This is a genomic window from Flavobacterium sp. (genome assembly GCF_049318185.1).
In the GTDB taxonomy this organism is placed as follows: domain Bacteria; phylum Bacteroidota; class Bacteroidia; order Flavobacteriales; family Flavobacteriaceae; genus Flavobacterium.
On the sequence record NZ_JBMOGV010000002.1, the window covers coordinates 45,192 to 56,633 of the forward strand.

The window sequence follows — 11,442 nt, forward strand, 5'->3', positions numbered from 1 at the left end:
AGAATTCGTGAGAAAGATAAAATACAAAAAAGGTAGAAAAGTTCAACCAGCAATTTTAGAATATACAGGTTTTCATAAAAATACAGCAACAGAAATGCAACTGTTTGTTTATGATACTCATGATTTGACTGAATTTCATGAGTTTAAAAAGGTACAATTTGACAAATGCTTTGACTTTTCAAAAGTTAATTGGCTTAATCTTCATGGTTTGAATGATATTGAAGTTATTAAATCTGTTGGAGATTTCTTGAAGGTTGATAATTTTATGTTGGGCGATATACTCAATACTGCCAAAAGAACTAAACTAGATGAATATCATGATATTTTATTTTTCAATATAAAATCTTTATTACCTGTTGAGAATAGTGATAATATAAGCGTTGAGCAAATTAGTTTTCTTTTAAAGAATGGTATTCTAGTCTCGTTTCAAGAAAAAAGGAGTGATTTCTTTACGCATATTCGAGAAAGAATAAGAACACATTCAGGTATTGTTAGAGATAAGAAAGCGGATTATTTGTTGTATTTACTATTGGATGCTATTATGGAAAATTTTTACATTACCATTGAAACAGAAGAAGATAGAGTAGAGGAGTTGATTAATATTTCTAAGACAAGCACCAATCCACAAATTTTGGAGCATATAGAGAAGCATCGTGATAATTTTAATTTTTTAAAACGTTCAATTATACCTTTGAGAGATTCATTATATTCTATAAAAAGTATTAAAGATGATGATGTTTTTAATGCTATTGAATCGGAAAATTATAGTTTTTTTTCAAGGTTACATCAAAAATGTTTGGAATTATTAGAACAAATTGAATACGACATGACTACGCTTGATAGTGCTTCCAATTTTTATTTTGCTACTCAAAATCATAAAATGAATGAAGTAATGAAAACTCTAACAGTGGTATCTGTTTTCTTTATGCCTTTAACTTTTATTGTTGGTGTATATGGAATGAACTTTGATAATATGCCCGAATTGCACTGGAAATATGGCTATTTCATTATTTTAGCTTGCATGTTTATGTTATTGTTAAGTATGATTTATTACTTCAAAAAGAAAAAGTGGTATTAGTTTTTTATCATTGTATATCAAAAAAGTATTCTTTTAAGAATACTTTTTTGATATAATTAGCTTTTAGATTTATAGAGCTGTTATAATAAATTGTGATCTTCTATTAAGTTGGTGTTCTGCTTCAGTACAAGGTACATCATCTACACATTTATTTACTAATTCACTTTCACCTAAACCTTCTGAAGTTAATCTATTAGCAGCAATACCATTTTTGATTAACCAATCACTTGTTGATTTTGCCCTTCTCTCGGATAGTTTTTTGTTGTAATCAAAGGAAGCTCTACTATCTGTGTGGGAACGAATATTGATTTTCATGGATGGGTTTTGTTCTAATACATCCAATAATTTAGCTAAATCAATTGCGGCATCAGGACGGATATCCCATTTGTCTAGGTCAAAGTAGATGATATTGATTTTGAAACAATTGGCTAAATCATCACCAATTTTAACTTTACATTCTATAAGTTTTAATTCAATATTCATCTCGGTTGTACCACTTTCTTTTTGGATGATTACAGGCGTCTCTTTAGTTTCATATTTTTCGCGAGTTGCTCTTACGTAGTATTTTTTGTTACATACTACTTCGGTAAATTCATACTTGGCTTGTGCATCTGATACTGTTTCTTTTACTATATTGAATTTATCATCATAAAGCGTTAGTTTAGTATTTGGCAATAGTTCTTTAGTTTCTTCATCTGTAACCACTCCAAATAGTGTTTGTTCGCACCAAATAGGTTTAGTTTCAAGGAATTTGTAGATGTCATCACTTCCTTGGCCGCCCTCTCTGTTTGAACTAAGGAATCCTTTTTTAGATTTAGAGTCAATAATTAAGGAAAAATCATCTTTAGAACTATTAGCTTCTTCCCCAACATTTAACACTTCTTTAAAAGCGAGGCCCTCTTTAGGAATTTTAGTAACAAATATATCAAGTCCTCCCAATCCAAGATGCCCATCAGAGGCAAAGTACAATTCATTTTCATCAGAGATGAAAGGGTAAGTTTCTCTACCTCTGGTGTTAATAGTATCACCAAGATTTTCAACATTTCCAAAGCTTCCATCTTCGTTTATTTTTACTCTAAAAAGATCAGATTGACCATGAGTTCCTGGCATATCTGAAGTAAAGTATAACGTTTTTTCATCAGGCGACAGGGCTGGATGTGCTGTTTGATAACTGTCACTAGTGAAAGAAAGTGGAGTGATGTTTACCCATTTACCATCTTTATCAAGAGTAGCTTTGTATATTTTTAGCAAGGTAACTTTATTGTCATCAAATCCTTTACCGTCAAGATAGTTGTTTCTGGTGAAGTACACTGTTTTACCGTCTTTACTAAAAACAGGAGTGTCTTCATGAAATTTTGAATTGATTTGTTTTCCAAATTTATCTACGGCACTCAAAGAACCGTCCTCTGCTAAATTTGCACTGTAAAAGTTAGTGAAATGTTGTCCTGTCCAAGTATGTATTCTTTTTGTGAAATTCCCTGAATCACGAGCTGAACTAAAGACTACTTTGGTTCCCATATAAGCGGGGCCATAATCAGAATATTTAGAGTTTATTCCAGCGTTTTCTATTTTGTAGCGGCCAGAATTTCTTTTTATTACGGCTAAATAATCCTCGTTTTCATAGATTAATCTTGCTCTTGCATCAGTACTATTTTTTTTATTAAACTTAGTCATTATGGCATCAGCTTTTTGATAGTCTTTAGTAGCTTTTAAAGTTTGAACAAAGCGAAAATAGAATTCGGTCTCTTGTTTAGGATTTGAAGCATAAAGCTCGCTATACCATTTATTGGCTTTTTCTAATTCGGAATTAAAATAATAGGCATTGCCAATTTTATGCAGCGTTTCAGGAGATTTATATCCTTTTTTATAAATACGCTCATAGGTTTTAATGACATCGATGTAAGCGTATTTTTCGTACTGCTTATTACCTTTAATTTCCTTTTTATTCATTTGCGCATAACTATTCAAAAAAGAGATAGTTATCATTGCTATGTATATAATTTTATTTTTACTCACAATTTTAAAATTGTTTTTTCGGAATTTGCTAATCGTTGATTTCATAATTATACTGTGTTAGAAGAATCTAGGAGATACCATTTTATTAACTCTATAGAACAACTCAAATCTAAGGAATACCTCATGTGAACCAGAGTTATAATTTCTTAAACGAGTGGTTTCCATATCATAACTATAGCCTATGAATAGTCCATCAGTTACTTGAAACCCCGCCAAGGCACTTACGGCAGCATCCCAACGATAAGCACCCCCTAGCATTAACTTATCAAAGAATAAGAAATTGGCTGAAGCATCTACTTGAAGCGGTGAACCCGTAACCATTTTAGTTAAGAAAGCAGGTTTGAATTTGATATCAGGAGAGAGGTTAAAAACGTATCCTCCAATGACATAAAAATTCATTCTTTCTTGGAAAACAGCCACATCATTATCGTTGTATTTAGAAGCTTGTAAAAAATTTGGAACCGAAAGTCCTAAATATAGTTTTTCAGAATGCAAGTAAACCCCAGCGCCAAAATTTGGTGAAAACTTACTATTGAAATTTTGTAAGTTAGGATCATTAGCGTCAGCAGGATTTAATCTATTTACATCTAAGTTAAATACATTTCCAGATGCTTTTAGTCCAAAAGATACTTTATAATCTTCTGAAGCCTTTAAAGAATAAGATACATCAACAGAAATAGTGTTATCATTAGTAGGGCCAATTTTGTCATTTACAAATGATAAACCAAGTCCTATATTACTGTTGTTAATTGGAGTATTTAATGAAAAAGTATTTGTTACTGGTGCTCCGTCTAATCCTACCCATTGGGTACGATGTAATAAGAAGAAACTCATTACTCCTCTTGATCCGGCATAAGCTGGATTTACATTGATTGTGTTAAACATGTATTGAGTATACTGCGCGTCTTGCTGAGCAAAACTAGTATAACACGATAAAATAAACGCGAAAATTAAAATTTTTGTTCTCATATTTTCTTAAATTATCCAGAGTAATTTCATATACTCTGGAGTTAATAGGTTTATCTGGTTAAGTATAAATATCCGTCTTTAATAATTTTTTCTCCTGTTGTGGTTGTCCAATCAATTACAAAAAAATAAGTGCCAGTTGGTAATTTTTCAGATTGGCTAACAGTAGTTCTACCTTCGGATAATCCTTCAAATCTATGTGTACTATTGTCATAGTTTTTAGTTTCATACACTAATACACCCCAACGATTATATATTTCAACTTTGTTGGTAGGATAACAACTAGTATCTTCTATATGTTCAATGTTAAAGAACTGATTAAACTCATCACTATTTGGTGTAAGGTATTATGAATAATTATATTTTCACAAGGACTAACTTGACCTATAATTATTTGAACATAATATCTTACAAGACAATTACCAATATTTATTGTATAGCTAAATAAGTAATTTCCAGTGGCAATATCTAAAGGATTGAAAGTATGATTTTCCGGATTATATCCACCTATATTATTCACATTTATCCAAGTTCCATCGTTAACACCAAGAGGCAATAAAGCATCTAATGAAATATTTTCATTAATGTTATTACTTGTAGACACATCTGCTAATATTATTACATCTGCAATTTCAGTGACAAATATATTTTGAGTATAGGTCTGAGATAGATTTTCACAAACATCAAAGAAAGTCCAAGTTCTCACTATCGAGAATGAGTTATCACAATTACCTTGCGTTATAGCATCTAAGCTTTCAACCGTAATAGCTCCACTACAATTATCAATAGCCGTAATCGAAGTCATAGCGGGAACATCACCAGCACAAGCTACATTAATAGTATCAGAACATGTTGTGTTATAAATTCTTAAAGTTAATTTTCTTGTAATGATTGTTGCTTTTGAACAGGAGTTACATAAATCTCCACCCGATAATTTTGCAAATACTTCTTCTAAATCTTTTGAAGTATATGAAGTGTTGGCAAGTGGAAAAGTTTGAGCAGATGACATAGATATATTTAGTTAGCAAAATATCAAAAATACAAATAGTTTTTTTGGGATAGTAGATTTTGATTTCATACTTTTTAGTTTTCTAGAATAATTGATTAAGAGAAGTATTATTATGGATTTTGTGTGATATTGTGAACCTATGTTTTTTATCGATATTTGGTTTTATTTAAATAAATTTAAGTACTATATTTTTTAAAAAAAAACAATATATTCTATAAACAGCATTTATACCCAATAAAAGGTATTTATTTTTATTTAAAAGGTACTTATTTTAATATAAAAGGTTTATTATTCTTAATAAAATAGTTGAAATGTCTAGGTTACTATTTTTTACAGTTTGAAAGTAAATTGTTCTTTTCATTTTTATAATTTTCATAAGGTCAAAAAATACAATTATCAGTAATTTATAACTCTAACTATAATTTAACAAAAAATATTATTTTACTTCTATGTTTTTTAAATAGTATTATCTTAAATTTATACATTATATATACCATAACTTTTTATCATGAAACAACTAATTCTTGTTAGACATGCAAAATCTAGTTGGGAAGCTCCACTTAGAGATTTTGATAGACCATTAAATAGTAAAGGTATTAATGATGCTCATTTGGTTTCTAGTAGCATAATTAGTTATCTACCAAAATATTTTATCGTTTGGAGCAGTTCAGCAAAGCGTGCTTCAGAAACTGCTATGATTTTTGCTCAAAATATTTCTATTTCTTATGACAGTATAATTTTCAAAGATGAATTATATACTTTTGATGAAAAAAAGCTAGAGCAGATAATCAAAACATGTTCAAATGACTATAATCATTTAATTGTTTTTGGACATAATGAGGCTATTACAAATTTTGTCAATAAATTTGGAGATATTTTTATAGATAATGTATCCACTTCAGGTTTTGTAGATATTATATTTGAAAATGAAAATTGGATGGATATCAAAAAAGGTAAAACTAATAAAATTATTTTCCCAAGAGATTTAAAATAAATTATGAGTATGGAAACTAAGTTTCGATATATAGATAGAGAAAAAAGTTGGTTAGCATTTAATGCAAGAGTATTGCAAGAAGCAGCTGATGAATCGGTACCACTTTTAGAAAGGTTAAGATTTATTGGTATTTTTTCTAATAATTTAGATGAATTTTTTCGGGTTCGTTTTGCTGCCGTTCGCCGTTTAAGTTTATCAGGAGTTTCAGGCGAAAAGATTTTAGGTGGAATTTCAGCTCAACAACTTGTCAAAGAAATTACTGAAATCACTATTAAGCAACAGTCCGAAAGTTTAAGGATTTTAAATATTATTGAGAAAGAATTAGAAAAACAAAATATTATTATTCTTGATGAAAATCAAATAGAAGGCGAACATGAAAATTTTGTAAAAGATTTTTTTATACAAAAAGTAAGTCCAGAATTAGTGACAATCATACTAAACGACTTAGCAGAATTCCCCCTTTTAAAAGATAATTCAGGTTATCTGGCTATTAAATTAGTAATGAAATCAGAACTTAAATCGAAGATTTTAGGTATAGTTAAATCAAAGCATGAAATTAGGTATGCCATCATAGAAATTCCGAAAAGCACTAATAGGGTAGTAGAACTCCCCTCTAAAAATGGAAAACATTATTTGATGATGTTGGATGATATCATTCGCTATAATCTTAGTAGTATTTTCAATATTTTTGATTACGAAAGCATTTCAGCACATATGATTAAAATAACTAGAGATGCCCAATTAGACATTGATAGTGATATGAGTAAAAGTATGCTCGAAAAAATTGCAATTTCTGTAAAAGACAGGAGGATTGGTGAGCCAGTTCGTTTTGTGTATGATAAAACAATTGATAAAGACACGCTAAAATTTTTCTTAAATAAAATGGGAATTGATGCCTCAGATGGTGTTATTCCTGGTGGGAAATATCACAATCGTCGCGATTATATGAACTTTCCAAATCTTGGACGATTTGATTTGTTGTATCCACCAAGAGTGCCACTTCCTGTACAAGGATTGTCACTAGATGGAAGTATGTTAAACAAAGTAGCACAGAAAGATTACCTAATATATGCCCCTTTTCAGTCGTTTTCTTATTTGATAAAATTTCTACGTGAAGCTGCTTTAGATCCAAAAGTAACTTCAATAAAAATAACATTATATCGTTTGGCAAAGAACTCTCAAATAGTTAGTTCCTTAATCAATGCTGCTAAAAATGGGAAAAAAGTCACAGTTCAAATAGAGTTACAAGCTAGGTTTGATGAAGCCAGTAATATTTCCTATGCAGAGCAAATGCAGCAAGAAGGAATTGAACTTATATTTGGAATTAAAGGACTAAAAGTACATAGTAAAATTTGTTTGGTAGAACGAATTGAAGAGGGTAAATTAAAAAGATATGGATTTATTTCTACTGGAAATTTTAACGAAACAACAGCAAAAATTTATACGGATTTTACATTATTTACTAGTCATCAGCAAATTCTAAAAGATGTTTCAAAAGTCTTTGATTTTTTTGATGTAAACTATAGAATTCATAGGTTTAAACATCTCATAGTTTCGCCACATTACACAAGGTCACGATTTTATAAGCTAATTGATAGAGAAATTATGAACGCTATTTTAGGTCGTTCAGCTTATATTAATTTAAAAATGAATAGTCTTTCTGATTTTGCAATAATAGATAAATTATATGAAGCTAGTAATGCAGGTGTAAAAATCAAATTGCAAGTTCGAGGTATTTGTTCACTTATCACTGGTGTTAAAGGCATGAGCGAAAATATTGAAGCTATTAGCATAGTTGATTATTTTTTAGAACATACTCGAGCATATATTTTCAGTAACAATGATAATCCAGAAGTATTTATTTCTTCAGCTGATTTTATGACACGAAACCTTGATGGTCGAGTAGAAATTACTTGTCCTATATATGATGAAGATATTAAGAAACAAATTATTGACACATTCAACTTAGGTTGGAAAGGAAATGTAAAAGCACGTTTCCATTCCGAAAAACTAGAAAATGAGTATAGAAGACGCAAAGAAGGGGAACCAGATTTCAGAGCACAATTTGAAACCTATAATTATTTTTTGAACGAAAACAACGAGTTATTGAATTCTAATTGCGCTATCCCAAATCCTAAAGAAAGTTAATGATTACTATCAAAAAATATGCAGCTATCGATATTGGCTCTAATGCCATGCGATTACTGATAACTAATATTGTAGAGCAAAATGATGCTCCAACACAGTTCAATAAGAGTGCTTTAATTCGTGTGCCAATTCGTTTGGGGCAAGATGCATTTACCGTAGGTGAAATCTCAGAGGAGAACATTGATAGAATGGTCGATGCCATGAAAGCCTTTAAACTCTTGATAAAAGTATATAAAGTAGAAAAATACAAAGCATGCGCTACATCGGCCATGCGTGAAGCCTACAATGGTAAAGAAGTAGCCAATATAATTCGAGAAAAATGTGATATTGATATTGACATTATCGACGGAAAAATTGAAGCCACCATCATTGCATCTTCCGATTTACATGATTTCTTAAAAACGGAACAAACCTATCTGTATGTCGATGTTGGAGGTGGTAGTACAGAGTTTTCTCTCTTTAGTGATAGAAAAATGGTAGCCTCAAAATCTTTCAAAATAGGAACGGTACGCATGTTGAACAACATGGTTCACGAAATTGTTTGGGAAGAAATAGAGAAGTGGATTAAAGCCATCACAGCCCAATTTGATAATGTAATCCTTATTGGTTCTGGTGGAAATATCAATAAGTTATTCAAGATGTCTGGTAAAATGCAGGATAAACCATTATCTTATTTATATCTAAATGCACAGTACCAATATTTGAATTCGCTTACTTATGAACAACGTATTGCAGAACTAGCATTAAACACTGACCGTGCCGATGTTATTATTCCTGCTACTCGTATTTATCTAAATGCTATGAAGTGGAGCGGTGCCCGACAACTCTTTGTGCCAAAAATCGGTCTTGCTGACGGTATAGTCAAAGCATTGTATCAAGGAACTATTTAGTATGAAAAAATTCAGAATCATAATGTTTATTATCGCACTTCTCATCATTGTTTTCCACTTATGCCGTTTGGATTATCAAGATTTGAGATTTTCTACTAATAGCCAATCTTACCTGGGGATTATGGCAATGACTTTGGTAGCAATGAGTTTTTTACTCGGAATAATAAAAGATAGAATGAAATAACAAACAAAACTTATACATCCAAATCAAACATTTTTTTCAAGACTTCTAGGTTTGGATTAATTTCAACAAGTCTATTATATTTATCTTGATTGGTAAACGCTCTTTTTGAAACTAGTGTTTCATTTACTTTCACCACAATTTGAATATCGTGATTGTGCAACTTCCCTCTAAGGTAGCCTAAAAGTTCAGGTTTTTCTTTTTCAAAATCTATTTTGGAACTTTCATTAGGTAATTCATGTAAAATAGTGCTACCATCAAGAGTTGGATCGTTGATGGTAAGCAATGAGGCAATAATCCGATAGCCTTTATCTTCCATGCGTTGTGCATACTTGAGCCATTGTTCTAGCATTTCAGTTGCTGTAAAAGATTCGCTTAGTAAATGTGTTTCTACTTTTATGTTATCTTTTAGACTAGCTTCGATTTCTTTTCGAGCACGAATGCTAGCAAGCGATAATGCGGAAACTTTGGGAGTTGTCTGTTCGCTGTTTTCGGTTGTCTGTTTTCGGTCGTCTGTTTTTGGTTGTTGGTTGTCTGTTATAGGTTCTTCAACCTTTAATGACACTTCAGATTTTACACTTTCTGATGTGACACTAGTTATATCTTCTTTACTTTCAACTTCCATCTTCTGACTTCCATCTTCCACTATAGAAAAACTATTGTTTCGATAATACGTTGGCGGAATTATAAAGTCAGACTTTTTTTTTTCTCCATCAAAGTTGATAGAGGCTATTTGCATCAGGGTGAGTTCAACCAACAAGCGTTGGTTTTGAGAAACTTTGTATTTTAAATCGCAATCGTTGGCCAATTCAATTCCTTTTAACAGAAAATCTTGCGATACTTTTTGTGCTTGTTGTCCGTAGAGCTGTTGTGCCGCTTCACCCATTTCTAATAAAGAGAGTGTTATTGGGTTTTTGGCCACAAGCAAATCTCTGAAATGCGATGCTAATCCAGCAATGAAATGATGTCCGTCAAATCCTTTGGACAAAATATCGTTATACGCCAATAATATATCTGGAATATTATTTTCCAAAATCAAGTTGGTCATAGTAATATAGGTCTCATAATCCAATACATTTAAGTTCTCGGTTACGGCTTGACGTGTTAAGTTATTTCCGCAATAAGAAACCACTCGGTCAAAAATAGACAAAGCATCACGCATGGCGCCATCTGCTTTTTGAGCAATGATATGCAAAGCATCTTCTTCAAAAATTACTCCTTGGTTTGTCGCTACTTCTGCCAAATGTTCTCTGGCATCTTTGACGGTGATGCGTTTGAAATCAAAGATTTGACAACGCGATAATATAGTAGGAATGATTTTGTGCTTTTCGGTCGTGGCCAAAATGAATATCGCATGCTTTGGCGGTTCTTCCAAAGTTTTTAAAAAAGCATTAAAAGCTGCTGAAGACAACATGTGAACCTCGTCAATAATATAAACTTTATATTGTCCAGTTTGTGGTGGTATACGCACTTGGTCAATCAAGTTTCGTATATCATCTACGGAGTTGTTAGAAGCAGCATCCAATTCAAAAACATTGAAAGCAAAATCTTCATTGGGATCATCATACCCAATTTGGTTAATCTTGCGGGCCAAAATCCGTGCGCAAGTGGTTTTTCCCACACCTCTTGGTCCTGTAAATAATAGGGCAGATGCTAAGTGATTGTTTTCTATGGCATTAAGTAAAGTGTTGGTAATAGCTTGTTGTCCTACTACGTCTTTAAACGTTTGCGGACGATATTTACGAGCTGATACTACAAATTGTTCCATAGAAAATTATTGGATTACAAATATAGAATAATAGTTGATTAGGTTATTTGGATATTCGCTTATTTGAAGAAAACTTTTCCACAATTTATTAAATTTTTCATTCAAAAATCTTCAATCATTAATCTTCAATCTTAAATCATTACTTTTGTCACGCAGACCGCCTTATCGCTTCATGCTGAACTTGTTTCATCATCTTGTGTTTTTAATTTAATTTCATAAGATTCCGGATCAAGTTCGTAATGAAGAGGAAAGTCCGGACACCAAAGAGTAGCATAGCGGATAACATCCGTCAGTCGAAAGACTAGGACAAGTGCAACAGAAAGTATGTACAGATAATGCTGTAGTGAAACCAGGTAAACTCTATGCGGTGAAATTCCAAGTATATCGGCATT

10 protein-coding genes are annotated in these 11,442 nt (G+C 31.6%); 4 read left to right on the forward strand and 6 right to left on the reverse strand.

Annotation, left to right across the window (positions count from 1 at the left end; all coding sequences use genetic code 11):
• The first annotated feature begins 7 nt into the window (after nucleotides 1-7).
• Complete coding sequence (gene corA / locus ACOYLT_RS00430; RefSeq protein WP_422851860.1) at nucleotides 8-1,078, forward strand: magnesium/cobalt transporter CorA; 1,071 nt, start codon at nucleotides 8-10, stop codon at nucleotides 1,076-1,078.
• Nucleotides 1,079-1,147: 69 nt separating this feature from the next.
• Here the strand turns inward: corA and ACOYLT_RS00435 are convergent, their stop codons facing one another.
• The 4 genes from ACOYLT_RS00435 to ACOYLT_RS00450 form a co-directional block, all read right to left on the reverse strand.
• A complete protein-coding gene (locus ACOYLT_RS00435) occupies nucleotides 1,148-3,064 on the reverse strand; it encodes an OmpA family protein (protein WP_422851861.1) in 1,917 nt (638 codons plus the stop codon).
• A gap of 87 nt (nucleotides 3,065-3,151) precedes the next feature.
• Nucleotides 3,152-4,063, reverse strand: coding sequence for a PorP/SprF family type IX secretion system membrane protein (locus ACOYLT_RS00440; RefSeq protein ID WP_422851862.1), 912 nt, complete (start codon nucleotides 4,061-4,063; stop codon nucleotides 3,152-3,154).
• A 50-nt stretch (nucleotides 4,064-4,113) separates the two neighbouring features.
• Complete coding sequence (locus tag ACOYLT_RS00445; RefSeq protein ID WP_422851870.1) at nucleotides 4,114-4,365, reverse strand: gliding motility-associated C-terminal domain-containing protein; 252 nt, start codon at nucleotides 4,363-4,365, stop codon at nucleotides 4,114-4,116.
• Nucleotides 4,353-5,069 (reverse strand): hypothetical protein, encoded by a 717-nt coding sequence (locus ACOYLT_RS00450; RefSeq protein WP_422851863.1) that lies wholly within the window; start codon nucleotides 5,067-5,069, stop codon nucleotides 4,353-4,355. The genes ACOYLT_RS00445 and ACOYLT_RS00450 overlap by 13 nt, the downstream gene beginning before the upstream one ends.
• Before the next feature lie 508 nt (nucleotides 5,070-5,577).
• Here ACOYLT_RS00450 and ACOYLT_RS00455 point away from each other — a divergent pair.
• From ACOYLT_RS00455 to ACOYLT_RS00465, 3 genes are read left to right on the forward strand one after another with little or no spacing between them, the layout of a single operon-like run.
• Nucleotides 5,578-6,063, forward strand: a complete 486-nt coding sequence (locus ACOYLT_RS00455) for a SixA phosphatase family protein (protein WP_422851864.1) — start codon at nucleotides 5,578-5,580, stop codon at nucleotides 6,061-6,063.
• A 9-nt stretch (nucleotides 6,064-6,072) separates the two neighbouring features.
• Nucleotides 6,073-8,211, forward strand: a complete 2,139-nt coding sequence (gene ppk1 / locus ACOYLT_RS00460) for a polyphosphate kinase 1 (RefSeq protein WP_422851865.1) — start codon at nucleotides 6,073-6,075, stop codon at nucleotides 8,209-8,211.
• A complete protein-coding gene (locus tag ACOYLT_RS00465; RefSeq protein WP_422851866.1) occupies nucleotides 8,211-9,101 on the forward strand; it encodes an exopolyphosphatase in 891 nt (296 codons plus the stop codon). The genes ppk1 and ACOYLT_RS00465 overlap by 1 nt, the downstream gene beginning before the upstream one ends.
• 194 nt (nucleotides 9,102-9,295) lie before the next feature.
• Here the strand turns inward: ACOYLT_RS00465 and ACOYLT_RS00470 are convergent, their stop codons facing one another.
• Together ACOYLT_RS00470 and ACOYLT_RS00475 are read right to left on the reverse strand one after the other, a co-directional pair.
• Entirely contained in the window at nucleotides 9,296-11,050 is a 1,755-nt protein-coding gene (locus ACOYLT_RS00470; RefSeq protein WP_422851867.1) for a DNA polymerase III subunit gamma/tau, read from the reverse strand.
• 170 nt (nucleotides 11,051-11,220) lie between these two features.
• A partial coding sequence (locus ACOYLT_RS00475) for a hypothetical protein (protein ID WP_422851868.1) occupies nucleotides 11,221-11,442 on the reverse strand: 222 nt, incomplete at its 5' end.

What these genes read in the sequence shown, in the direction of transcription:
- ACOYLT_RS00440 (WP_422851862.1), bottom strand. Translation starts at nt 4,063, where the DNA reads ATGAGAACAAAAATTTTAATTTTCGCGTTTATTTTATCGTGTTATACT.
- ppk1 (WP_422851865.1), top strand. Translation starts at nt 6,073, where the DNA reads ATGGAAACTAAGTTTCGATATATAGATAGAGAAAAAAGTTGGTTAGCA.
- ACOYLT_RS00465 (WP_422851866.1), top strand. Translation starts at nt 8,211, where the DNA reads ATGATTACTATCAAAAAATATGCAGCTATCGATATTGGCTCTAATGCC.
- ACOYLT_RS00470 (WP_422851867.1), bottom strand. Translation starts at nt 11,050, where the DNA reads ATGGAACAATTTGTAGTATCAGCTCGTAAATATCGTCCGCAAACGTTT.
- ACOYLT_RS00450 (WP_422851863.1), bottom strand. Translation starts at nt 5,069, where the DNA reads ATGTCATCTGCTCAAACTTTTCCACTTGCCAACACTTCATATACTTCA.
- ACOYLT_RS00455 (WP_422851864.1), top strand. Translation starts at nt 5,578, where the DNA reads ATGAAACAACTAATTCTTGTTAGACATGCAAAATCTAGTTGGGAAGCT.
- ACOYLT_RS00435 (WP_422851861.1), bottom strand. Translation starts at nt 3,064, where the DNA reads ATGATAACTATCTCTTTTTTGAATAGTTATGCGCAAATGAATAAAAAG.